21 protein-coding genes are annotated in these 26258 nt (G+C 33.1%); 17 read left to right on the forward strand and 4 right to left on the reverse strand.

Annotation, left to right across the window (positions count from 1 at the left end; all coding sequences use genetic code 11):
• Nucleotides 1-466: 466 nt before the first annotated feature.
• The 8 genes from V5E38_RS02435 (at nucleotide 467) to V5E38_RS02470 (ending at nucleotide 13556) form a co-directional block, all read left to right on the forward strand.
• Nucleotides 467-5752: a S8 family serine peptidase gene (locus V5E38_RS02435; protein WP_499212085.1), complete on the forward strand. Its 5286-nt coding sequence runs from the start codon at nucleotides 467-469 to the stop codon at nucleotides 5750-5752.
• Between the two features lie 162 nt (nucleotides 5753-5914).
• Complete coding sequence (locus V5E38_RS02440) at nucleotides 5915-6790, forward strand: Rossmann-fold NAD(P)-binding domain-containing protein (protein WP_499212086.1); 876 nt, start codon at nucleotides 5915-5917, stop codon at nucleotides 6788-6790.
• 370 nt (nucleotides 6791-7160) lie between these two features.
• Nucleotides 7161-8591: a GntP family permease gene (locus tag V5E38_RS02445; RefSeq protein WP_499212087.1), complete on the forward strand. Its 1431-nt coding sequence runs from the start codon at nucleotides 7161-7163 to the stop codon at nucleotides 8589-8591.
• Between the two features lie 40 nt (nucleotides 8592-8631).
• Nucleotides 8632-9333, forward strand: coding sequence for a CoA transferase subunit A (locus V5E38_RS02450; protein ID WP_025568519.1), 702 nt, complete (start codon nucleotides 8632-8634; stop codon nucleotides 9331-9333).
• Nucleotides 9334-9345: 12 nt separating this feature from the next.
• A complete protein-coding gene (locus V5E38_RS02455; RefSeq protein ID WP_097973804.1) occupies nucleotides 9346-10002 on the forward strand; it encodes a 3-oxoacid CoA-transferase subunit B in 657 nt (218 codons plus the stop codon).
• 30 nt (nucleotides 10003-10032) lie between these two features.
• Complete coding sequence (locus V5E38_RS02460; protein ID WP_499213495.1) at nucleotides 10033-10809, forward strand: 3-hydroxybutyrate dehydrogenase; 777 nt, start codon at nucleotides 10033-10035, stop codon at nucleotides 10807-10809.
• Between the two features lie 85 nt (nucleotides 10810-10894).
• Nucleotides 10895-12313 (forward strand): sigma-54 interaction domain-containing protein, encoded by a 1419-nt coding sequence (locus tag V5E38_RS02465; protein ID WP_499212088.1) that lies wholly within the window; start codon nucleotides 10895-10897, stop codon nucleotides 12311-12313.
• Between the two features lie 52 nt (nucleotides 12314-12365).
• Complete coding sequence (locus V5E38_RS02470) at nucleotides 12366-13556, forward strand: acetyl-CoA C-acetyltransferase (RefSeq protein WP_499212089.1); 1191 nt, start codon at nucleotides 12366-12368, stop codon at nucleotides 13554-13556.
• 53 nt (nucleotides 13557-13609) lie between these two features.
• Here V5E38_RS02470 and V5E38_RS02475 read toward each other — a convergent pair whose 3' ends face one another.
• Complete coding sequence (locus tag V5E38_RS02475; RefSeq protein ID WP_499212090.1) at nucleotides 13610-14770, reverse strand: phosphoglycerate dehydrogenase; 1161 nt, start codon at nucleotides 14768-14770, stop codon at nucleotides 13610-13612.
• Entirely contained in the window at nucleotides 14767-15861 is a 1095-nt protein-coding gene (gene serC, locus V5E38_RS02480; protein ID WP_499212091.1) for a 3-phosphoserine/phosphohydroxythreonine transaminase, read from the reverse strand. The genes V5E38_RS02475 and serC overlap by 4 nt, the downstream gene beginning before the upstream one ends.
• A 283-nt stretch (nucleotides 15862-16144) precedes the next feature.
• On the opposite strand from serC, the gene V5E38_RS02485 reads away from it, so the two are divergent.
• From V5E38_RS02485 to V5E38_RS02525, 9 genes are all read left to right on the forward strand, one after another.
• Entirely contained in the window at nucleotides 16145-17029 is an 885-nt protein-coding gene (locus V5E38_RS02485) for an HD-GYP domain-containing protein (RefSeq protein ID WP_335478959.1), read from the forward strand.
• A gap of 427 nt (nucleotides 17030-17456) precedes the next feature.
• On the forward strand, nucleotides 17457-17873 hold the full coding sequence (locus V5E38_RS02490) for a MerR family transcriptional regulator (RefSeq protein WP_499212092.1): 417 nt from the start codon (nucleotides 17457-17459) through the stop codon (nucleotides 17871-17873).
• Nucleotides 17874-18036: 163 nt separating this feature from the next.
• The gene (locus V5E38_RS02495) at nucleotides 18037-19353 is read left to right on the forward strand and encodes a hemolysin family protein (protein ID WP_499212093.1); all 1317 of its coding nucleotides are present in this window, start codon (nucleotides 18037-18039) and stop codon (nucleotides 19351-19353) included.
• A gap of 404 nt (nucleotides 19354-19757) precedes the next feature.
• The gene (locus V5E38_RS02500; RefSeq protein WP_499212094.1) at nucleotides 19758-20639 is read left to right on the forward strand and encodes a hemolysin family protein; all 882 of its coding nucleotides are present in this window, start codon (nucleotides 19758-19760) and stop codon (nucleotides 20637-20639) included.
• A 302-nt stretch (nucleotides 20640-20941) separates the two neighbouring features.
• Entirely contained in the window at nucleotides 20942-21739 is a 798-nt protein-coding gene (locus tag V5E38_RS02505; RefSeq protein ID WP_419179311.1) for an amino acid ABC transporter substrate-binding protein, read from the forward strand.
• Nucleotides 21726-22421, forward strand: coding sequence for an amino acid ABC transporter permease (locus V5E38_RS02510; RefSeq protein WP_097973787.1), 696 nt, complete (start codon nucleotides 21726-21728; stop codon nucleotides 22419-22421). The genes V5E38_RS02505 and V5E38_RS02510 overlap by 14 nt, the downstream gene beginning before the upstream one ends.
• 14 nt (nucleotides 22422-22435) lie before the next feature.
• Entirely contained in the window at nucleotides 22436-23170 is a 735-nt protein-coding gene (locus tag V5E38_RS02515; RefSeq protein WP_499212095.1) for an amino acid ABC transporter ATP-binding protein, read from the forward strand.
• A gap of 191 nt (nucleotides 23171-23361) precedes the next feature.
• Nucleotides 23362-23565, forward strand: coding sequence for an alpha/beta-type small acid-soluble spore protein (locus V5E38_RS02520; protein ID WP_097973784.1), 204 nt, complete (start codon nucleotides 23362-23364; stop codon nucleotides 23563-23565).
• 77 nt (nucleotides 23566-23642) lie between these two features.
• Nucleotides 23643-23894, forward strand: a complete 252-nt coding sequence (locus V5E38_RS02525; RefSeq protein ID WP_499212096.1) for a hypothetical protein — start codon at nucleotides 23643-23645, stop codon at nucleotides 23892-23894.
• Nucleotides 23895-23949: 55 nt separating this feature from the next.
• Here V5E38_RS02525 and V5E38_RS02530 read toward each other — a convergent pair whose 3' ends face one another.
• Both V5E38_RS02530 and V5E38_RS02535 read right to left on the reverse strand, forming a co-directional pair.
• A complete protein-coding gene (locus V5E38_RS02530) occupies nucleotides 23950-25047 on the reverse strand; it encodes an ABC transporter ATP-binding protein (protein WP_097973780.1) in 1098 nt (365 codons plus the stop codon).
• 131 nt (nucleotides 25048-25178) lie between these two features.
• On the reverse strand, nucleotides 25179-26102 hold the full coding sequence (locus tag V5E38_RS02535) for a PucR family transcriptional regulator (protein WP_499212097.1): 924 nt from the start codon (nucleotides 26100-26102) through the stop codon (nucleotides 25179-25181).
• Between the last annotated feature and the right edge of the window lie 156 nt (nucleotides 26103-26258).

The following is a 26258-nucleotide window of genomic DNA, read 5'->3' on the forward strand; positions in this document are numbered from 1 at the left end:
GATACAAAGCTACAAATGTATTTCATGTTTTTATTTGTTTTTTATTTCTTTTCTATACAATGTAAACTGAAAATTCGGAATTTTTTTATTAAATACCAAAAATAGAGAAAGATGTAAATATCTGGATTTATTAAAAATACATAAAAAAATTATTATGAATCTATCAAATTCCCCAAAATATGATTAAATTTATCAAATTCCCCCAATTTTAAAAAAGTTGGTATTTACCAAGAGTTTAGAGAATTTGTTCAATATTTTTGATGTTGAATCATCGGAATAATCTGAATTATTTAAAGGTTTATAATATTAGCTGACTAAAATTTAATAGAAATGTACGAAATTCCCCCAATACACGATACGTGTCGATTTTAGTAAAATAATTTTAATGTTAAATCTTAAGAAAATTTTTAAGATTCTAATAGTTAAGAAGGAAATTTTTATTAAAAGGTTAAAGGGGGATAACAACTTGGGAAAGTACAAAATTAGAAAAGTACTTGCAAGTGCAACAATTGGTGGTGTATTACTTTCTACAACGATTCCATATAATGTTTTGGCAGCAACTAATACCCAAAACACCGTTGTAGGATCTAGAACAACAAGTAACCAATCTACAGCAATGAATTTAACACCTGAGCAACAAAATGTTTTGAAAAGCTTTAGTACAGAGAGTGAAGTTAAAGTTGATCCAAAAATTAATGTTAACAACGCTGCACCTGTTCAAGTAATTGCACAATTTAATCAAGCACCGGCAAAAGTTGCGGTACTTCAGCAAAAAGTAGCAGGTAACCAACTTTCGCTAAAAGAAGCAACTCAAGATGTAAATGATAGTCATAAACTATTTAAAGATTTTGTTGAAAAAATGGTACCAACTAGAGCTGCTGGAACAAATGCAATTAGTACTTATTCAGCTACACCTAGTACTGCTACTTCTTCAGAAGCTACTAATCAATTAGACATTCAAATTACACGTGAATATAAGAATGCATTTAATGGAGTGGCGATGACACTTCCAGGAACTTATGTGAACCAATTATTAGAGTCAGGTTTAGTCAACCGAATTTTTAAAAATGAAGCTGTAAAGCTTGACCCTAGTGAGCTAGGGATTAAAGACAATGGTACTTCTACAAACATAAGTGGGAAAGCAGTATCTTCATCAACGGCTGTTAATCAACAATATACTGTAGTACAAAATAACTATCCAGATACAATTGAAGAGAATTCAATTCCACTTCCAGGAATTGAAGACTTGCATAAAGAAGGCATTAAAGGTAAGGGAATCAAAGTCGGTGTGATCGACACTGGGATTGATTACAATCATCCAGATTTAACGGGTGTATATAAAGGCTATCGTAAAGTAGATGGAGTAGATCCAGCGAGCATTGACCCAACTACAGTAAAAGGTTGGGACTTTGTTGATAATGATGCGGATCCAATGGAGACGACTTTAGAGGATTGGAAAAAAGCTGGTTCTCCAGAATCTCAAGGTGGGGAATATTATACTTACCATGGTACTCACGTTTCAGGAACGATTGCAGGACAAGCAAAAAACAATATTAAATATCCAGTGTTAGGAGTAGCACCTGATGTTGATTTATATAATTATCGTGTATTAGGACCTTATGGTGGTGGGTATACAGATGCTGTTCTTGCAGGTATTGATAAAGCAGTAAAAGATGGAATGAATGTCATTAATTTATCGCTAGGCGCTTCAGTGAACGATCCGTTATATCCAACTTCGGCAGCAATAAATACTGCTACTTTAGCTGGTGTAACTTGTGTTGTTGCAGCTGGTAACGCTGGGCCAAATGAAGGTACACTTGGTTCGCCAGGTACAGCAGCATTAGCAATTACGGTTGGTGCTAGTGATTTTCCAATGAATATTCCTACAGCATCAGCAACTGTTGGTTCTGAAGCATTCAACAATATGAAGCTGTTAGGTAGAGGTTATAATGATGATTTAAACACACTTGTAAATAAATCATACCCTGTTGTCTATGTAGGTTTAGGTGGGAATGATGACTTTAAAGATGCAAATGGAAAAAAGATCGATTTAACAGGGAAGGTTGCTTTAATTCAGCGTGGTACTTATGCATTTGCTGATAAAATTAAGAATGCAAAAAACGCTGGAGCAGTGGCTGTAATTGTCTATAACAATATTGACGGTGAAATTGATGGTTACTTAGCACAAGATACTGGTTTTATTCCCTCTTTCCGAATTACTAAAGCTGATGGAGAGCGTTTAAAAAATGCGGCTGGAGCTTCTTCCATAAAGTTTACTAGCGTTGGTTCGTTTATCACGGATGGTAATCATCTTGCAAGCTTTAGTTCTAGAGGACCAGTGTCTGGAAGCTATGATATTAAACCTGATATTGTAGCACCGGGTGTATCAGTTTATTCTTCTTACCCTGAATACGTTCATAGTCCAGAAGATGGGATCGATTATTCGTCAGCATATGCTCGTATTTCTGGTACGTCTATGGCAACACCTCATGTAGCGGGAATTGCAGCGCTTATTTTACAGGCCCATCCAGACTACACACCTGCTCAAGTTAAAGAAGCGTTACAGAATACAGCTGATAAATTAAATGGCGACTATTCTGTGTACGAAGTAGGAGCAGGATTAGTCGATGTGAAAGAAGCAGTTCATTCAGCCGTTTCGATTGAAGTTCTGAACAAGACGGTACAATATGATCCAGCAATTAATAAGATAATTGACGATAAAACTGGATCGTTCATTTATGGTACGATGTATAAAAAAGCAACAGATTCAAATACTGGCGTTAAAAATTTCACAATTAAAAATAAAGGCACACAATCAAAACAATTTGATATTAGTTATGAATACTCGAAAGCGAAAACTGGTGTACTTGACGCAGTTACAAATAATGTAGTCATAACGACATCTACTCAATCAGTTACTGTTGATGCTGGAGCATCTTCTAATTTGACAGCAACAATTAGTATCCCATCATCTGCACAAAATGGTCGATATGAAGGATATGTGAATGTTGTAAATCATGATAATCCTGTGGAGAAATATCGTTTACCATTCGCTGTTCGTGTAGTTGATCGAGGTATTGGAAGTAATAAAGTACTTAACCCAGCTTCAAGCCAAGTTAGTTGGATTCCTGCACATCCGTTTATGAGTATACCAGGTTTAACATATTTCCAATATAGACTAAATAGTCCTATGCAGTCAGTTCGATTATTTATTTATGACAAGGATGGTCGTCCACTAGGAACTACTACAATTAAAGAGGAACTTTCAAATGCTGCAACAAAAACACTTGATCAAAATATAAATGCATCTGTACCTAACCAAGATATTATTCCATGGGTTGGAGACCCAAAAGATGAGAAAGTGGATGCAAATGTACCGCACGTAAAATTAACAGAAGGTCAATATTATGTAAAATTAAGAGCTACTGATATAGACGGTACAACAAAATATGAGACACCGCTACAAATGTTTACAATTGATAACACGTTACCTAAGCTTACATTTAAAGATCACGCTCCTGGAGTATACGAGTTAAAAGATTCTGACTTTACAACAGAGACAATGAACGGGGAAGCTTATAATGGATATTGGGTTCATACAAACGTGTACGATGAAGGGACAAGTAAATTAGCACCACTAGGAATTTCACAATCAGCTAACACACTTTGGTATTATTACAACCAAAAAGTGTTCCCAGATGGAGATTTTCCACTTGATCCAAATGGAGATACGAAATTTGCAATTGAAAAACAGGATATTGAAAAAGGTCCAGCAACAATGGTTTTATTCCCTATGGATGCAGCGGGAAATGCTCATCTATTAAATGAATTTTATAATTATGCTTTTATTAAAGAAGGTTCGCCATATATGGTTCCTACTTATGATAAAAAGAGAATTACTTTAAATGATACAATTACGATGACATTGGATTTGAACAATGTTGAGAAACTAATGTCAGGATCATATGACGCTAGATTCTACAGTGCTTATCTTCAATTTGTAGATGTAAAGGTTAATAAAAAATTCCAAGAATATGCAGATGCACATGGTATAACTGTGAAAGTAGACGATCCAGTCATAGCTAAAAACCCAGATGGACTGATTAACCAAGATGAGGTAAAAGTAGGTGCACATTTAAACGGTGCAGAAGGCTTTAGTGGAGATAGTCCATTTCTTGATGTAACATTTAAAGTAAAAAATGATGAGTATGACATTCTTTATAATAATATAAATCCAGAAGTCAATACGACAACTTTTAGTTACACGAAACAAGGTGAAACAAAGCCTACAGAAATACCTGCATTTAATCAGATTAATAGCTTCCAAATGATTCAAAAACATTCGTTTGTAACGTCTTATGTGAAACTTGAAGGAGTAGGCATAAGTTCAGATGTAGCGCAAAAAGGTTTATCAAAATTTGTAACAAGTGCTTACGCACAAGGCTCTGACGGAAAGAAATACCTTGGAACAATAAGTGAAAAATCAGAATTTGATAATCCGAACTATATTGACATTCATGGTATTCCACTTTCAAATGATCCATACGATATTGTGTTCGAAGCACCTGGCTATTTAAAGAGTATCCAAAAAGTAAAATTAGGAAGAAAGACAAGTTGGGGCGAGGATGTCGGAGAGCTTAAATTCGTTGCAGGTTCTCAACCAGCAGCTAAAGCTGGTGATGTGAATGGCGATGGTATCATTGATGTCCTTGATGTTAAAAAAGTTTATGACAAACTTGGAAAACAAGACAGTGTGAATTACCAAATAGAAGATTTTAATAAAGACGGCATTGTTGATAAAAAGGATATGCAGTCAGTTGCTAATAATATTTATCTAAAAAATCCAGAGGTAAGTGCAAAACCAAAAGAAGTAATTAATGTTGACGGTAAAGATATGTATGCAACAGATTTCTTCAATCTAGCTAAAGTATACAGCAATGTAAACACGTTTAAAGTTACTTCGAAAAATACTACGTCAGCTACACTTAATTGGTTAGCTGTAGATCCTGCTGGCGTATCGGTATCGGGCGGATTGAAAATTCAGCAGCAATCAAGCAATGATGGTATCACATGGCCAACTACTTGGACAGATGCAAAACTGGATACACCAATCACAGTTAGCTCATCAAGTGCGAAAGTGACAGGGTTAAGTGACAGTACAAACTATCGTTTTAGATTGGTTGTTGTAGGTGGTTTGAATGGAACTCTAAATGGTGGATATTCAAACGTTATTCAGATGACAACATTACTATTAACTCCAACTATTGATGTAATTGATGATAATGATACAGCGATTACAGGTAAAGCAAATGCTAATGTCAATATTGTTGTGAAAAATAATAATACTGTAATAGGTTCAGGCAAAACGGATGCAAGTGGAAACTACACTATTCAAATTAAACCACAAAAAGCAGACAGTATATTAACAGTAAGTGCAAATGATGCAACTGGAAACCAAAGTGAAACAGCATCGATTGTTGTATTGGATCGTACGGCACCAGACGCACCAATCATTAATACAGTTACGAAAAAAGATCAAAAAATTACAGGTAGAACTGAAGCAAATGCGACGGTTGCTATAAAATTCAACAATGTAGTGACAGAAGTACAAGCAGATCAAAATGGGAACTTCAGTTTAGACATACCTCATAAAAACTATGGCGATTACATTGGATTGGTAATCTCTGTAACTGCAAAAGATGCTGCAGGGAATGTGAGTGCTGCAACTGAAACAGTCATTTTAAACAAATAGTAATTAAGATTGAGAGTCTCATATAATGGGACTCTCTTTTTGATTGTTTATATCCAAAAAAGCAGCTAGGTATGGTTAAAGAAGTTTCCTATATAAAAAAGGTGATTTGTAGTTTTATGGCGAATTATTAAAATGGGTATTTTTTTGTTTGGAGGTTAAAAAATGAAAAAGGTTTTAGTATTAGGTGGTACAAGATTTTTCGGAAAACGACTCGTTCATAAATTAATCGATAAAGGCTATGATGTTTCAATCGCAACAAGAGGACTAACAGAGGATGACTTCGAAGATCGAGTTAGTAGATTTATAATCGACCGACGAAATCCTGAAACATTAACTAGTTTAAGTACTCATAAATGGGACCTTGTTTATGATAATATTTGTTATACTCCAAACGAAGCGAAGGAAATTATTAAACTATTAACGAATCATGTTGGAAGATATATTTTCACTTCGTCTTTAGCGGTTTATGATACGGGATTAAACCATGTGGAAACTGATTTCGATCCTTACAATTATCCTATTAAGTATAACAATGATAATGAATATTATTATGCGGAAGGGAAGCGTCTTTGTGAGGCTGTTTTATATCAAGAAGCAAATTTTCCAGTGTTTGCGGCTAGATTCCCGATCGTATTAGGACCGGATGATTATACGAAGAGATTACTCTTCCATGTTGATAAAGTTTCAAGAAATGAAGAAATAATACTATCTGATTTAAACAAAGAGATGACCTTTATCGATTCTGATGAAACCACTGAGTTTTTACTTTGGTTAGGTGAAAATGAATCGATTAAAAGTGGTCCTTTTAATGCGTGCTCAAATGGTGAAATAACATTTAAAGAAATAATAAACATTTGTGAAAAGGAAACTGGAAAAAAGGCTATTATTAACGCTCATGGTGCAGTCGAACATCAATCACCATTTGATGCTTATAGCGATCAATCATTGAGTAATGAGAAAGCTACAAAAGAAGGGTTTCATTTTTTAGAAGTTCATGATTGGATGGAAAAATTAATTCATCATTATTGTTCACTATAAAAAGTTCATAAAATGTTCAAAAAACAAATTCCGAATTTCTGGAATTTCCAGGTTTTCGGAATTTTATTGGAGAGAAATTCCGAAATTTCGGAAAAATTTACATGAAATATATTGAAAATTATAAATTAACTTAATATTATTAGAATTATAAAATAAAATATTCATAGTGTAGACAAAATCCAAAGAGTTTTCCAACTGTATGAACAAAATCCATGAATAACTTGGCACACTACTTGCTTGTATTAAAAACAGAAGAACATTCTGTTGAAAGGAGCGAAATACAGTAAATAGTGGAATTTGAACTTATACAAAGTTTGAATGAAAGCGTTATCAAAAAGTGCCAATACGTAAAGATAACAAGGAGGTTATTATGGAAATCTTAATTATTTTATTAGCATTAGGACTTTTAATGTTTGTTGCTTATCGTGGGTTTTCTGTCATTTTATTTGCACCAATTTGTGCTTTATTTGCAGTACTTTTAACTGAACCAAGTTATATTCTTCCATTCTTTAGTAATATTTTTATGGAAAAAATGGTTGGTTTCATAAAGCTATATTTTCCTGTATTTTTACTTGGTGCAATTTTTGGTAAAGTCGTTGAAATGTCTGGAATTGCTGAATCAATCGCAAAAACGATTATTCAATTAGTTGGCGCAAAAAGAGCGATTTTAGCGATTGTATTAATGGGAGCTATTTTAACATATAGTGGAGTAAGCTTGTTTGTTGTTGTATTTGCTATTTATCCATTTGCTGCAAACTTATTCCGTGAAGGGAATATTCCTAAACGATTAATTCCTGGAACAATCGCACTTGGTGCGTTTACATTTACGATGGATGCATTGCCTGGTACACCGCAAATTCAAAATGTTATTCCAACTACATTTTTCAAAACGGATATTTATGCGGCACCATTTCTAGGTATTTTAGCTGCTGTTTTTGTACTTGCAGTTGGTCTTTGGTACTTAGAATCAAGACGTAAAAAAGCAGAAAAAGCAGGTGAAGGTTATTTAGGATTTAATGGAGAATTAGCTGCTGCAAATGAAACTCAAACAGAAGTTCCTTCATTAACGATCAATACGCCTACACCAGTTTTAAAACAAATTTTAGCATTTGTTCCACTATTATTAGTTGGATTTTCAAATAAATTTTTTGTTGTTTCATTCCCAAAATGGTACCCAAATGGATTTGACTTTAAATCAATTGGACTAGAAGCTTTTGGGGTTGTTCAAATTCCTGCAGTTGTTGGTATTTGGTCAGTTGAATGTGCTTTAGTTATTGGGATTCTTTCAGCGATGATTTATGGCTATAAGAATATGCGTACAAATCTAAAGACAGGTATGAATGCAAGCATTGGTGGAGCACTACTTGCTTCTATGAATACTGGTGCTGAGTATGGTTTTGGTGGAGTAATCTCTGCTTTACCTGGATTTGGAATGGTAAGTAAAGGAATCTCTCATACATTTACGGATCCATTAGTAAATGGAGCTGTGACAACTACAACTTTAGCAGGTATTACAGGTTCTGCATCAGGTGGTATGGGGATTGCACTCAGTGCAATGTCTGAAAAATATATCGAGGCAATCAATAAATACAATATTCCCCCTGAAGTTATGCATCGTGTTATTTCGATGGCTTCAGGTGGTATGGATACTTTGCCTCATAATGGTGCAGTTATTACATTATTAGCTGTAACTGGTTTAACACATCGCCAGTCATATAAAGATATTTTTGCATTAACAATCATTAAAACAGTTGCAGTATTCTTAATCATTGCAGTATTTAAACTTACAGGACTTGTTTAAGAATTAAACTACTAATCTTACTTTTGAAGGGAGCAAAATAATGGGCAAGAATAAGGTAATTACTTCAGTTGAAGAGGTTGTTTCACAAATTCATGATGGAGCTACGATTATTGTCGGTGGCTTTGGTCTTTGCGGTATTCCTGAAAAAATGATTTTAGCATTACGAGATAAAGGGACAAAGGATTTAACGATCGTAAGTAATAACTGTGGAGTAGACGATTGGGGTCTTGGTCTTTTATTAGCAAATAAACAAATTAAAAAAATGGTTTCTTCATATGTTGGAGAAAATAAAATTTTTGAAAAGCAGTTCTTAAGTGGAGAACTTGAAGTAGAGCTTGTTCCTCAAGGGACTCTAGCTGAACGTATTCGTGCAGGCGGTGCTGGAATCCCAGGATTCTACACAGCAACAGGTGTAGGTACACCAATCGCAGAAGGAAAAGAACATAAAGTATTTAATGGAAGAACTTATTTATTAGAAGAAGGGATCGTAGGAGACTTTGCATTTGTTAAAGCGTGGAAAGCTGATAAGCAAGGGAATCTAATTTTTAGAAAAACTGCTCGTAACTTTAATCCACTTGCAGCGATGGCTGGAAAAATCACAATTGCAGAAGTCGAAGAAGTAGTAGAAGTTGGAGAACTTGATGCTGATGCAATTCATACGCCAAGCATTTATGTACAACACGTATTCCACGGTGAAACATACGAAAAACGAATTGAACGTAGAATGACTACAGGAGTATAGGAGGCTAATAACATGAAAGATATTCGTCAATTAATTATTCAAACTGCGGTTAAAGAAATTCAAGATGGTATGTATGTAAACCTTGGAATTGGACTACCTACTTTATTAGCAAACTATCTTCCAGAAGGAATTGAAGTAATGCTTCAATCTGAAAATGGTTTACTAGGTATTGGACCATACCCAACAGAAGCTGAACTTGATGCAGACTTAATTAATGCAGGTAAAGAAACAGTAACTGCGGCTAAAGGAGCTTCTTATTTTGATAGCGCTGAATCTTTTGCGATGATTAGAGGAGGCCATATTGATTTAGCTATTTTAGGTGGTATGGAAGTCTCAGAAACTGGTGATCTTGCTAACTGGATGATTCCAGGAAAAATGGTTAAAGGTATGGGCGGTGCGATGGACTTAGTAAATGGTGCGAAGAAAATCGTCGTAGTGATGGAACATGCAAATAAATACGGTGAAAGTAAAGTTAAAAAAGCATGTACTTTACCTTTAACTGGAAAAAGCGTAGTTCATAGACTAATTACTGAATTAGCAGTTTTTGATTTTACAGAAAATGGAATGGTTTTAGTAGAATGCGTTGGTGGAGCAACGATTCAAGAAATTACTGAAAAAACTGAGGCTACATTTACAATTAGTCCGAAGTTATTAAATAACGTGAACTAATCTTTAAAAGGAGGCAAACAAATGCAGCAAATGCTTTCTGAGAAGGTTGCACTGATAACTGGTGCCGGTAGTGGAATTGGTTTTGAAATTGCTAAAACCTTTGCAGAGCAAGGAGCAACAGTTGTCTTAACCGACTTAAATGAGGAAAATGTTCAAAAGTCAGCTACTTCATTACAAGAGCTAGGGTTTAATGCGATTGGTTATGCATGTGATGTTACAGATGAAGAACAAGTAGTTGACACGTTTCATAAAGTAATCGACCAATTTGGTGAATTACATATTTTAATAAACAATGCTGGATTACAATACGTGTCATCAATTGAGGATTTCCCTACTGAAAAATTCGAATTACTTATTAAGGTCATGTTAACTGCACCTTTTATTAGTATCAAACATGTATTTCCAATTATGAAAAAGCAAAAGTATGGTCGCATTATTAATATGGCTTCGATCAATGGGTTGATAGGATTCGCTGGAAAAGCTGCTTATAATTCTGCGAAGCATGGCGTTATTGGTTTAACGAAGGTTGCTGCATTAGAAGGTGCAACTGATGGTATTACAGTCAATGCAATCTGCCCAGGCTATGTTGATACACCTTTAGTTCAAAACCAGTTGGCCGACTTAGCAAAAACAAGAAATGTGCCAATTGAAAGTGTAATTGAAGAAGTAATTTATCCATTAGTACCTCAAAAAAGATTACTTACTGTAAAAGAAATTGCAAATTATACAGTATTTCTTGCTAGTGAATATACTGGCGGGGTTACAGGTCAAGCGAATGTAATAGATGCAGGATATACAGTTCAGTAGGATAAGTGCGAAAGATTTGTTTTGAGCAGGGGGAGATTCCTGCTCTTATCCTTTCTAGTTCCTACTACTTTAAGTGAGGTATGGTATGAATAGTATGTTAGAGAGTCTTCCTTTTGAATGGATTTCCGAGATTATTAATCTTGCAACTGAGTGGATTGTTGTCGTTAATCGTGAAGGAAATGTTTTGTATATGAATGAATCGTATTGTGAGTTTGTTGGTCGATCTGCTCATGAAGTGATTGGTATGCCTGTAGTAGATGTAATTGAAAACTCTAGAATGCATATAGTCGCTAAAACTGGTCAGGCAGAAGTAGCGGAGATTCATCCAATAAAAAATACAGAAATGGTAGCAAATCGTTATCCGCTGTATGTAGGGGATGAATTAGTAGGTGCTGTCGGTACGGTAATGTTCCGAAATGCGCAAGATTGGATTGAGTATTCTAAAAAAGTAGAACCTTTAGTAGAAGAATTAAACTATTATAAAAGAAAATTTGAGAAAGAATTAAATAGTAAATATAGCTTCAATCAAATAATTGGTGATACGCCAGTCTTTAATGCTGCAAAAAATTTGGCAGAGCAAGTATCTGCAAGTTCATCTGCAATCTTACTTATTGGGGAATCTGGTACAGGTAAGGAATTATTTGCACATGCAATTCACGATTCTAGTCCAAGAAGAAACTTTCCATTCGTAAGAGTAAATTGTGCTTCAATTCCAGAGCATTTACTAGAATCAGAGCTTTTTGGTTATGAAGAAGGTGCTTTTACAGGCGCAAAAAGAGGCGGGAAAAAAGGAAAATTTGAGATTGCGAACCGAGGAACGATTTTCCTAGATGAGATTGGTGATATGTCTTTGCATATGCAAAGTAAATTACTGCGAGTACTTCAAGAAAGAGAGATTGAAAGAGTTGGTGGAAGTTCTCCTATTTCCATTGATGTAAGAGTTATTGCCGCTACGCATCGAAATCTTGAGAAGATGGTAGTATTAAAAGAATTTCGTCAGGATTTGTATTACCGTTTAAATGTAATTAAAATAGACATTCCTCCACTTAGATCAAGGATAAATGATTTACCTCTCATAGCAGATTCGTTAATAAAAAAACTCGAAAGGAAATTTCATCGAAACGGAATTCAAATTTCAAATGAAGTTTTTCAAATTCTTAAGTCACATCATTGGCCAGGAAATATTCGAGAACTAGAAAACGTACTTGAGAGATGCATAAATGTCCTAAATGGTAAAGTGATTACACCAAAGCAATTACCTCTTTATTTATATGAAAATCCAACCAATCAAAAAAATATAGTTGAATTCGAAAAAAATGCATCTCAATTAAACTATCAAAATTCCTTAAAATCGTTAAAAGAAATGATTGAAGAGACCGAAAAGGAAGCTATTAAGAGAGCTCTATTTGAATCTCAAGGTAATAAAATTGAAGCTGCAAAATTATTAGAAATAAGTAAGTCAACTTTTTATGAAAAATGTAAAGCTTATAACATAAAAAGTTAAAGGATTTCATGTCGTTTGGTTAATTAGGATGAAATAAAAAGGGGGAAATAAAATGAGTGAGAACGTTGTAATTGTTAGTGCTGTTAGAACTGCAATCGGAAATTTCAGTGGTACATTGAAAGATGTAAGTGCAGTAGAATTAGGCGCTAAAGTTATTAAAGAAGCGATTAATAGAGCGGGTATTCAAGAAAGTCAAGTTGATGAAGTCATAATGGGAAATGTACTTCAGGCTGGTTTAGGTCAAAATCCGGCTAGACAATCAGCATTAAAGGCTGGAATTCCAAATACTGTCTCAGCAATGACAATAAATAAAGTTTGTGGTTCTGGATTAAAATCAGTCCATTTAGCAACTCAAGCAATTATAGCAGGCGATGCTGACATTATAGTTGCTGGCGGTATGGAAAATATGAGTCAAGCTCCTTATTTACTTAAAGGCGCAAGAGATGGATATAGAATGGGCGATCAAAAGATTGTTGATAGTATGGTTGCAGACGGACTATGGTGTGCGTTTAATGATTATCACATGGGAAACACAGCTGAAAACTTAGCAGTTCGTTATGAAGTTTCTAGAGAAAAACAGGATGAGTTTGCGGTAAATAGTCAACAAAAAGCCGAAAATGCAATGAAGGCCGGAAAATTTGAAGATGAAATTGTTGCGATTGAAATTCCACAACGAAAAAAGGATCCAATCATTTTTAAAGAGGATGAATATCCAAAATTTGGTGCTACATTGGAGAAAATTTCACCCTTGAGACCAGCCTTCGAAAAAAATGGAACAGTTACAGCAGCAAATGCCTCAGGTATAAATGATGGCGCAGCAGCAGTTGTATTAATGAGTGAAAGTAAAGCAAGAGAACTAGGTATTAAACCATTAGTAAAAATAAATGCAAATAGTAGTGCAGGCGTTGATCCGAGTATAATGGGAATTGGAGCAGCATTTGCAGCTAAAAAAGCAATTGAAAAATCATCGATTGAATTAAGTGAAATAGGTTTGATTGAAGCGAACGAAGCATTTGCTGTGCAATCGCTTTCTGTCATGAAGGAATGCGGTTTTGATGAAAATATTGTCAATGTAAATGGAGGTTCGATTGCACTTGGACATCCAATTGGTGCAAGTGGAACTAGAATACTAGTTACATTGATTCATGAAATGAAGAGAAGAGAGACACAGTACGGCCTTGCAACCTTATGTATTGGTGGCGGAGAAGGCGTTGCGACAATTATTGAAAATTGTTTTGAATAAAAAATAAATAAAAAAGCGGTAGGACTCTTAATGATCCTACCGCTTTTATATGGTTAGATGATTCTTACTGAAATTATACCCTCAATATCTTTTAACGACTGTTCAACTGGTCCGTTGATCGTTTCATCAAGGTCAATCATTGTATAAGCAAAAGCACCTTTACTTCGGTTAAGCATATCAGCAATATTTACTTGATAGTTTGCTAGTAATCCTGTAATTTGACCGACCATATTTGGAATGTTTTTATGTGCAATCGTAATACGTTTTTTCCCTGTATAAGGTAATTCTACATTTGGAAAATTAACGGAGTTTTTAATATTACCTGTTTCTAAATAATTTTTTAATTGTTTTGCTGCCATTCGGGCACAGTTTTCTTCTGATTCAGTTGTTGATGCTCCTAAATGAGGAATTGGAATGACATTCTTCATGCCAATCACTTTTTCATTTGGAAAATCTGTCACATAAACCCCTACAGTCCCGTTATTCAGCGCATATTCAAGCGCAACATCATCTACTAATTCAGAACGTGAAAAATTAAGTAATCTTGCTCCCTTTTTCATTCCTGATAAAAGTTTTTCATTCACAAATCCTTTTGTTTCAGGTGTTAAAGGCACATGGATTGTTATATAATCGCATGTTGAAAAAATTTGCTCTAAATTATCGATTCGTTGCACATTCCTAGATAATCGCCATGCAGTTTCGACTGAAATATAAGGGTCATAACCATATACTTCCATATCCAACGCAAGCGCATCATTTGCTACAAGTGCACCAATTGCTCCTAAACCAATAATACCTAATTTCTTTCCTGCGATCTCTGCTCCTGCAAATTCTTTTTTACCAGCTTCGACAATTTTAGAAACATTTTCTTCACCAAATAATGAACGAGTCCACTCAATTCCTTCAATAATTCGTCGTGAAGAAAGGAATAAACTTGTCAGAACTAGTTCTTTAACTGCATTTGCATTTGCACCAGGCGTATTAAATACAACAATACCTCTTGAAGTACATTCATCAATTGGAATATTATTGACACCAGCGCCAGCCCTTGCGATTGCTTTAACACTGCTTGGAATGCTCATTTCATGCATACTATGGCTTCTTAAAAGAATTCCATCCGGTTCATTTAATTGATTGTTAATCGTATAGTTTTCCAAAGGAAATTCTTTCATTCCGTGCTCAGAAATATTATTTAATGTTTGAATTTTTATCATCTTACAATCTCCTCTACTATTTTCTTTTCAAATTGACTCATAAAATGAACTAATTTCTCAACACCTTCTAATGGCATCGCATTATAAATACTAGCTCGCATTCCACCAACTGATCGATGACCTTCAAGATTCACCAAGCCAGCTGAATTTGCCTGAGCAAGAAATTGCTTATTTAATTCATCAGAAGTTGATGTAAATGGAATATTCATTAGTGATCTATTCTCTTTTTTAACTGGTGAAGAGAACAAGTCAGATTGATCGATAAAATCATATAATAATTGAGCTTTTAAAAGATTAGTTTGATAAATACGATTTAAACCACCTGATTCTTTAATCCATTCTAAAACTAGCATCGCTACATAAATGCTGAAAGTAGGAGGTGTATTATAAAGTGAAGAAGCTTCTACATGTGTTTTGTAGTCGAGCATTGTCGGGCAATTTTTATCGGCATTTCCAATAAGATCATCTCTAATAATGACAATTGTTAACCCTGCTGGACCGATGTTTTTTTGAGCTCCAGCATAAATTAAACCGAATTGTGAGACATCAATTGGTTCAGAAAGAATATTTGAAGAAAAGTCTGCAACTAATGGAGAATTTGTTTTAGGGTAAGTAGAGTATTTTGTCCCCTCAATTGTGTTATTCGTTGTAATATGTAAATAATCGTATGGTTCAAAAAGGGCTAAATCTTCTAAATTAGGAATATATGAAAAATTTTCATCCTCAGATGAAGCGATAACATCAACATCTCCATATTTTTTTGCCTCAGAGATTGCTTTCTTTGACCAAGTTCCTGTATTAAGATAAGCAGCTTTTTTATACTTTCTTAATAAGTTCAATGGAATCATTGAAAACTGAGTTGATGCTCCACCTTGTAAAAATAACACTTTATAATTTGATGGAATGTCTAAAAGTTCACGTAATAAGCTTTCACATTTCTTAATAATTCCTTCAAACTCAGCCGAACGATGACTCATTTCCATTACTGACATACCAGAAGTACCGTAAGAAACAAGTTCTTTTTGTACCTTTTCTAATACTGGAACAGGCAAGACTGATGGGCCAGCAGAGAAATTAAAAACGCGTTCCATAAAATATCATCCTCACTAGTTATATTTTTAATATTCTAACTTTAAACTACTGATTTACGTTGGTCAATAAAAGATGAAATAAATTAATAAAAATTTCACAAAAAATTTTAATTTTCGCATTTATAAAAAGTGAATGTAATTGATTGAAGTACTTAAATTAGTAAATTTACATGAATACAAACGATAAATTAATTCGGTTAATACTTTGATTAAAAAATAAAAATGCATAGTTTTAGAAGAAAATGGAAAATTTAATGATTAAATTGTTTTTAAGGGAGTTTAAATGTTTTCTAAATGGTTTAACAATCCAGTTTATTTTCGTTATGCTTTTTACATTTCTTTTGCGGTGAGTGTATTATTTAATCTAATTTGTTCTAAAAAAAGTGATAGTTTTTACCTGCTGTACATGCTTGATACTGTATTATTTGGACTTGGTTTTTACAACTGCTCTAATTGGTTTATCATTTTAGTTTCTACAATAATAGTACTTTCTAGATACTATTTAGTTCCCCAGGCAGGGCATATTATTAGCTACCTAATTACATATTACTTAATCACTTACATATCAGTCGGTTTAATGAAACAATATCAGAGAGTTAAAACTGGATCGATCGAGTTAATATTAGCCCTTTCAAAGGCGTTAGATTCCAGAGACAACTATACTGCACATCACTCAGAATGTGTTGCCAATATTGCTTATAAAATTGCAAAGGAAATGAATTTATCTAAAAATCTATGTGCAGTCATCCATCAAGGGGGGCTATTACATGATATTGGTAAAATTGGAATTCCGGAGCATATTTTACTGAAGCATGAGAAATTGACTGAAGATGAATATAATACAATTAAAAAACATCCTGTGATTGGATATGACATTATTAAACATATTGCTATTTTTAATGAAAATGGCATCCTTGATAGCGTTTTATACCATCATGAACGATACGATGGAAAAGGATATCCAAAAGGACTAAAGGGTGATCAAATTCCTTTAACTGCTAGAATAGTAGCAATAGCCGATAGCTATGATGCGATGATCTCAAATCGATTATATCGTAAAGGCATGTCTTTAGAAGACTGCTTAAAGGAAATAGAAAAGAATAAAGGAACTCAATTTGATCCTGAGATTACTGATGTTTTCCTTAGCTTATTTGATTTTAGAGAATGAACAGTTTCAAAAAATAGAGGGTATCCCATAAGTTTTATGGGGGACCCTCTTTTTTATTGAAAAGCTACAGAAGATCAGGGGAGTGCAATTAAAATCTGAGAATCGCAAATAAAATTAGGAAAACTGCAATTTAAATTAGAAAATCGCAAATAAAATTAGCAAAACTACAATTAAAATCCATTGAATAGCAAATAAAATAAAAAATTACCCATACCATTTAAAGTATTATGGAATGGAAATTTGGAAAGCGAGCATCCTGGAGAGGAAATCAACACACCAACTTCTAAAAAACAACAAAGATTAAACAAAAACCATTAATTATAACGAATCCGTATTTACTTTGAAGACGAAATTTATGTAGAACTGTAACGTTTGACTGTATACTTTCTAAATTATATAATAGTAATACTATTTAAAATGGGGAGGGTTGTCACTTGGGATCGAGTATCGCATTGGTGAGTTAGCTGAAATAGCTCAAGTTTCAAAAAGAACAATTGATTATTATACAAAATTAGGATTACTTGAAGCAAAACGATCTGAATCAAACTATCGATATTATTCCACAGAGGCAATTGAGACTCTCAGATTTATTGAACATTGTAAAAAAATGAGAATATCGTTAGAAGAGATAAAAGATTTACTGCAAACTAATTATAATCAAAAAAATGGTGTTTTTGAACAAATTCAACAAATATCAAATCAAATTATTGAGCTTGAAGCTAAATTAGCTCAATTAGTACCAGTAATATCGGGTATGAATGATTGTGAAAAAAATGCTTTAGTAGATTCATTGTCACATCATACATTTCCGTTATTTGAAACATTGAAACATTTTGTAAAATAATGACTAAATTAATTTTAAAACTTAACAATTTATTAAAGCTATAAAATAGGTATGTTTTACTAAATTATGGTAATCTATAAAGTAAGTAAAATAATAATTTTATATTTTTGTAGATTGAAATTCTCAGGAGGTGAATACTCGAGTAATATACTCGAGTTCGTCATTGGACATAGTTAACTTGTTTATGATTGCAGTTTTAATCGCACTTACAGCTTTTTTCGTAGCAGCAGAATTTGCGATAGTGAAAGTTAGATCAAGTAGAATTGATCAACTAGTAGCCGAAAAAAAGCGAGGTGCAGTAGCTGCTAAAAAGGTTACGACGAGTTTGGATGAATATTTATCAGCTTGTCAATTAGGTATTACGGTTACAGCTTTAGGATTAGGTTACTTAGGTGAGCCAACGTTTGAGCATCTTATACACCCAGTCGTAGAATTTCTTGGATTAAACGGAACAATCGCTAAATCTATTTCGTTTATTTTAGCTTTCTCATTTATGACATTTATTCACGTTGTAATTGGTGAGCTAGCACCTAAAACGGTTGCTATTCAAAAAGCTGAATCGATCACACTAATACTTGCTACTCCACTTATTGTTTTCTATAAAATAGCTTATCCATTTATTTGGGCATTAAATAGTTCTGCAAGATTTTTTACAGGATTATTTGGAGTTAAGCCAGCATCTGAATCAGAAGAAGTTCATACTGAGGAAGAATTGAGAATTATTTTATCAGAAAGCTTTGAAAGCGGAGAAATTAATCAGGCTGAATATAAATATTTAAATAATATTTTTGAATTCGATAACCGACTTGCAAAAGAAATTATGGTCCCTCGTACTGAAATTATCGGTTTATATGCAGAAGACCCAGTTGAAGAACAAATTGAAATAATTAAAAATGAAAAATATACACGTTACCCAGTTTTTGGTGAAGATAAAGATGATATTTTAGGTATGGTAAATGTAAAAGACTTTTTTATTCGTTATCTTGATGGAAAAGTTGAAAAAACATACGATTTCGCAAACTTTACTCGCCCAGTTATTCAGGTAATTGAAACAATCGCCATCCATGATTTATTATTGTTAATGCAAAAGAAACGTATTCCACTAGCAATATTGTATGATGAATATGGTGGAACAGCAGGATTATTAACAATGGAAGATATTCTTGAGGAGATTGTTGGGGAAATACGTGACGAATATGATGACGATGAAAAACCAGCTGTTCAACATATTTCAGAATCACATAAGATTGTAGACGGAAAAGTATTAATTACTGAAATTAATGACTTATTTGGTCTATATGTTGAGGAAGACGATGTTGATACAATTGGTGGGTGGATTTTAACTCAAAATCACGACATAAAGCAGGGGGAATCTGTCATATTTGAGGACTTTGAATTCAAAGTTGTTGAATTAGATTCACACCAAGTTAAATTAGTTGAAATAAAAAAAAATGAGTTTATTCAGGCAGTAAAATCATAAAGATAAAAATGAAAAAGAAGGATAAAGGCATAAGTCTTTATACCTTCTTTTTTTTGATTCTTAAACAAATTAATACTAAAACCTTATAGTGTTATACTTTGTACAATAATTCACAAAAAGTTAACAACTTACAACTCTAATTCAATTCATTTTATTATAAAATAAGGTTGTAAGGTTGATTTGAGCAGAAGTTCTAATTCTTCTACTAGTTATTTTATTAACTATTTCAATCAGCTTATTTTTTAATCGTTTCGTACAAACCTCATTTTCCCCCCTCTACTTTTCTAAAGTAAGAGGCTTTTTTTTGCATAATTTTACCTTTATTGAATACATATAAATTAAATATTTGTAAAGGATTGTCGATAGTTAATAATTTAAAAATTTGTTATAGGGGTGTGAAGTGCTTGTCAGATGCTCCCTCGGGTAATGGTATAAAAAATTTTTTAAACTTTATTAACCGACTTTTTTTAAAAAAATCTAATGAACGAATAAATGTAGAGTCAAAAGAAAAATATCTTTTAACTCATAATTATTTATTTGATGTTGTTGATGAAGAACAATCTAACTTGTACGAAGATGAATTATTTTTAAGAACAATCACTTTTAAAGAAAAAAAAGTAAATGACATTTTAACACCCCGAACAAATGTGGTAGCGATTGATATAAATGAATCTGTGGACTATATATGTAATTTATTTTTACAAGAACGGTATTCTAGAATCCCAGTTTATGAGCAGGATATTGATCATATAATTGGTGTAATTTCTGAAAGGGAATTTTTAACCCAACTAATACAAAAACAAACAGTTAATATTCATGAACTGATTAGAGAGCCGATTTTTGTTATGGAAACAATGAAAATTTCTACAGTATTAAAAATTCTTCAAAAACAAAATGCACATCTAGCTATTGTGATGGATGAATTTGGAGGAACTTCCGGTATCGTTACGCTTGAAGACATAATAGAAGAACTCGTTGGCGAAATTAGAGATGAATTTGACGAGCAAGAGGATGATTTTTTCCAAATAAATGAGAATGAGTACCAATTCCAAGCCGCAATTGACTTATCGAGTTTTTTTAATCGATTTAACATAAAAAAGCCTAGTAGTAGATATTTAACATTAGGTGGATGGTTATTTGAAAGTTTTAAACATATACCAAAAAATGGAGAATTACTTCAATATAAAAATTTAACCTTCATCATTAAAGAAGTTCAAAATAGAAGAATCCAAAGTGTAATTGTAAAAATAAATCAACAAAATTTGCAAAGTAAACTCGGTTCTTAGGAGTCGAGTTTTTTTATGTTTGTGTTGACGATGCAGTTTAGATCTTAAAGAAATTAATATGACTACGATTTTTACTTTCTTATTTTGGTAATTTTAGGTTAATGATAAATTCTTGTTTTCCTTAGCCGCCCGATTTTTCCAACTTTCATTTTCAATAATAAAATAGAATTAAAAAGACAAAAAGAAAAATAATAAAAATATAAGATTTTTTTGTTGTAATTTTTTAATACATGCAATATATTTAAGACACACAATTCAAAACAAACAATTCCGATAAGGTTAAGGGAGATTAAAGAATGAATATTAAGAAAATTGGTTTAACATTAGGTTCGTTATTTTTAGCAGCAGGTGTTATGGCAGGCTGCAATACAAATAAAAAAGAAGAAACTGCAAAAGGAAAAGATTTATTAACTCAAGTGAAGGATAGCGGAGAGTTAAAAATTGGTACTGAAGGTACATATGCACCTTTCACGTTCCATGATAAATCTGGTAAATTAACAGGTTTTGATGTTGATTTAGCAAATGAAGTTGCAAAACGTTTAGGAGTAAAACCAAAATATTTTGAAACTCAATGGGATGCAATGTTTGCAGGTTTAGATGCAAAACGTTTTGACATCATTGCAAATGAAGTCGGTATTAGACCAGATCGCGAGAAAAAATATTATTTCTCTGATCCATATATCACTTCATCAGGTGCATTAGTTGTAAAATCTGATTCAAAAGTTAACTCATTTGATGGAATTAAAGGCTTAAATGCTGCTCAATCTTTAACAAGTAATTATGGTGACTTAGCTAAGAAATATGGAGCTAAATTAGTTGGGGTAGAAGGTTTTAGCCAAGCAATTCAATTAATTGAAACTGGCCGTGCTGATGTTACAATCAACGATAAATTATCAATTCAAAACTATTTAAATGAAACTGGCGACAATAAAGTTAAAATTGCAGCATTAGAAAATGATGCTTCTAACAGTGGATTTATGTTCCGTAAAGATGATGATTCATTAGTAAAAGCAGTGAACAAAGCACTTGCAGATATGAAAAAAGACGGGAAGTATGATGAAATAGTACAAAAATGGTTCGGTAAAGATGGACTTAAATAATATACTCAGCCCAGAGTGGAGTGACAATTTAACCATTGCGAAGGATTCTTTCCTTCCAATGGTTAAAACTGCTTTAATAGGTACTATTCCATTAACAATTATTACATTTGTAGTAGGTATTGTATTAGCATTTATTACCGCACTTTTCCGTCTGTCAGGTAATAAATTCTTAAATGGAATAGCAAAATTTTATGTTTCAATCATTAGAGGGACACCTCTTTTAGTACAATTATTTATTATTTTTTATGGTTTACCTTCAATACATGTAACAATATCACCTTATATTTCTGCTATTATTGGTTTTTCATTAAGTGTTGGTGCTTACGCATCTGAAATTATTAGAGGATCAATCCAGTCGATTGATAAGGGGCAATGGGAAGCTGCTTATTCAATCGGCATGACATATAATCAAACATTAAAACGAATTATTATTCCTCAAGCTGCTAGAGTTTCTTTACCGCCGTTATCAAATACTTTTATTAGTTTAGTAAAAGACACTTCTTTGGCTTCATTAATTTTAGTAACTGAAATGTTTAGAACAGCTCAGGAAATAGCTGCAACGAATTATAAATTTTTAGTTGTTTATATAGAGGCTGCATTCATCTATTGGATAATTTGCTTCTTCCTTTCAGTCATTCAAGGTCGATTAGAAGCTCGAGTTGAACGCTATGTTGCTAAGTAATGGAGGAAGAACATATGATAAAACTAGAAAATATTAAAAAAAATTTTGGTGAATTAGAAGTATTAAAAGATGTTAGCTTAAATGTAGAAAAAGGTACTGTTACTGCTATTATCGGCCCTTCTGGTTCTGGAAAAACTACATTTTTAAGATGTATTAATGTTTTAGAGCATCCGACAGATGGAAAGATAACAATTGATGAACAGACATTAGATTTTTCTAATAAAGTTACGAAAAAAGAAATTATTTCTTTAAGAAGTAAAACAGGTATGGTTTTTCAACAACACCATTTATTTCCTCACTTAACAGCGTTAGAAAATGTAATGGAAGGTTTAGTAACTGTACAAAAAATAAAAAAAGATGTTGCAAAACAAAATGCAATTGACTTACTTACTAAAGTAGGATTAGAAGAGAAAATAAATTTATTACCACATCAACTTTCAGGTGGACAGCAACAGCGTGTGGGGATAGCTAGAGCGTTAGCCTTAGAACCAACAGTCATTTTATTTGATGAACCAACTTCAGCATTAGATCCAGAGCTTGTACAAGAAGTTCTAAAGGTAATGAAGGAGTTAGCAGAAGAGGGAATGACAATGATTGTCGTTACACATGAAATGAAATTTGCTCGTGATGTAGCGGATGAAGTCATTTTTATGGACGGTGGTTATATTGTTGAACAAGGTCATCCTAGCGTTGTTTTAGAGCATCCTAAACATGCAAGAACAAAACAATTTTTACAATTAATACAATAATTTTTAAGATAAAATAATTTACAATATAGTGTAGAAAACTAGTACTAGATGTTGATCTAGTGCTTTTTTTATGTAAAAAACGCGGAAAAACCAATTAAAATGTTTTTTCCAAAATTTACATTAGCTAAACATACATATGTTAATCGATTAGAGTCATACTATCATTACACTACTTAAGGAGGTGAGACAACATGGCAAACAACAACAGCAGCAACAACTTAGTAGTAGCTGGTGCTCAATCAGCATTAGATGCAATGAAGTATGAAATCGCTTCTGAGTTTGGAGTAAACTTAGGTCCTGATACTACAGCTCGTGCTAACGGTTCTGTAGGTGGTGAGATCACTAAACGTTTAGTTCAAATGGCAGAACAAAGCTTAGGTGGTTATACAAAATAATAACTATGGCTAATAAGGGATGGAGATTAATCTCCATCCTTTCTTAATGAAGTAAATGAAATTGGAGTGAGCTTTTTATGGATGGTATTTGTCCACTGTGCAATGGAATTGAGTATTATAAACTAAAATGTCCTATTTGTGAAAATCATTGTGAAGATAAAGGCAGAGCTGTTGATTACGAAGATAAATATAGTCCATATTTAGATTATGACATTTCAGCAAAGGCTGATGGGTTAACTGAGCATAATTCAAATCAATATTGTACGCATATGTTTAATTGTCCGGATTGTAACGAAGGTTTTCTTAAAATTATTGAGAAAATAAAATAACGCAGTACCAATTAAAAATGGTACCGCGTTATTTTATGTTTAATTCATTATTGAATTATCGAATACGAGATTCTGTTTCTTTATCAAAGAAATGAACTTTGTTCATATCTACTGCTAATTTAATTACTTGACCATGTGTAAATGTTGAACGTGCATCTAATCTTGCTACTAATGTATTTCCTTCAAAGTTAGTATAAAGCATTGATTCTGCTCCTAAAAGCTCAGCTACTTCAATTTTTAAATCAAGAACTGTACCTTGAGATGCTTCGATAAATACTGGTTCGTCGTGTAAATCTTCAGGACGTACACCTAAAATAACTTCTTTTCCAACATACCCATTATCGCGTAATGTTTTCATTTTTCCTTCAGGGATAGCAACTTTTTTGCTGCCAAAGTTAAAATGGCCATCTTCAACCTTACCAGAAACAAAGTTCATTGCAGGTGAACCAATAAATCCACCAACGAATACGTTTTCGGGGCGATCATAAACTTCCTTTGGTGTACCTACTTGTTGAATAATCCCATCTTTCATGACTACTAAACGTGTAGCCATTGTCATTGCTTCTGTTTGATCGTGTGTTACATAAATAGTTGTCGTTTGAAGACGTTGATGTAATTTTGAAATCTCAGAACGCATTGCAACACGTAATTTAGCATCTAAGTTTGATAATGGCTCATCCATTAAGAATACTTTTGCGTCACGTACAATTGCACGACCAAGAGCTACACGTTGACGTTGTCCACCAGATAAAGCTTTTGGTTTACGGTTTAAATATTCCTCAAGACCTAAAATACGTGCAGCATCTTTTACACGACGATCAATTTCTGCTTTGTCAAACTTACGTAATTTTAATCCGAAAGCCATGTTATCATATACAGTCATATGTGGGTAAAGTGCGTAGTTTTGGAATACCATTGCGATGTCACGATCTTTTGGTTGAACATCATTTACTCGCTTGCCGTCAATAAAGAAGTCACCTTTTGAAATATCCTCTAAACCAGCGATCATTCGAAGTGTTGTTGATTTACCGCAACCTGAAGGACCAACGAATACGATAAATTCTTTGTCATCAATGTGAAGATTAAAATCTTTTACAGCTGTTACGTTATTATCATAAATTTTATAAATGTGATCTAATTTTAATTCTGCCATCAGTATTACCTCCAACTATTTGTAATCGGTTTCATTGATTAAATTGTAAACATTTAAACGTTTTTAAACAATGTCAAAGGTTCACAAAAAAAATAGCCTACTTTGTACAAGGTGCACAAAATAGGCTTTAATTAATTTTCATTCACGATCTCAAGTAGATGAATTGCTAAAAATATAACTAGTCCATCCTCGAAATGCTTTAAATCTATACCAGTTTGTTCCGAAAACTTATCAAGACGATATTGAACAGTATTTCGATGTAGAAAAGCTTTTTTTGAAGTAGCAGTAACATTTAAATTTTGTTGAAGAAAGATTTTTACCGTTGAAAGAATTGGGTCATCAATTTTCATATCATTCAAAAATAAATTAGGTAATTCCTTTTGTAAATCATCTGGTAAAAAGGAAAGAATATAATAAAGCATTTCTTTTGAAAACCAAAGTATATTTTTTTGCTTTTTTACAGATAAAGCTTTTTTAAAACATTGATGTTCAATATCAAAATAAAGGCTTAGATTTGCTAGTGGTGAGTAGCGTTTTCCTATAAAAAAAGTAACATCATGGTACAAGTCAGCTGCAATGATTTCTTGCATATGCTCTAAAAATTCTTTGTTAAAAGGTTGATCGATTATTTTTTCTATAATGACGCCTTCCTTAGCAGAATTCCAAACGACTATTACTTCTTTATGAAAGAATGCGTTGATTGCTTCTTCAAACTCATTTTTATTAGAGAATAACTGATTGCTATAAAAATGAATAAAACGAATTGAGGTAGGGAGAGTAGCTCCAGTTTCGAAAGAGAAGGGATTATGTCCTTTACTTAAAAATAAATATTGGAACCACTCGCTTTGTTCAGATGGCATCAAAATTGCATCTGATTCTAATTTTGTAAAAAGACATTCCAGTAGGTTATTTTGTTCCTCTGATATTGAATTTTTTTTAATCCCGAAAATTTCTTGATTCTCAGTAGAAAACCAAGAATAATCCATATATGTACTCTCATCAGGCGTGACTGAAATAGACTCACTCCCAAACAATGTCTTAATTTTATCAATCATATTTATTTCCTTCCGACGCATTATTTCATATTAGTTTATCATTGTTAATAAAAATAAAAAAGCTCAGACTGTTGACAAACGTTCGCTTTCTTCGTTGCTTCGTCTGCCTGAGCGGTGCTCATTACCGTTCAAAGGTAACTCCGCTTCTCACCAGCC

Source organism: Rossellomorea sp. GAMAL-10_SWC, assembly GCF_049568075.1.
GTDB lineage: Bacteria > Bacillota > Bacilli > Bacillales > Bacillaceae_G > Gottfriedia.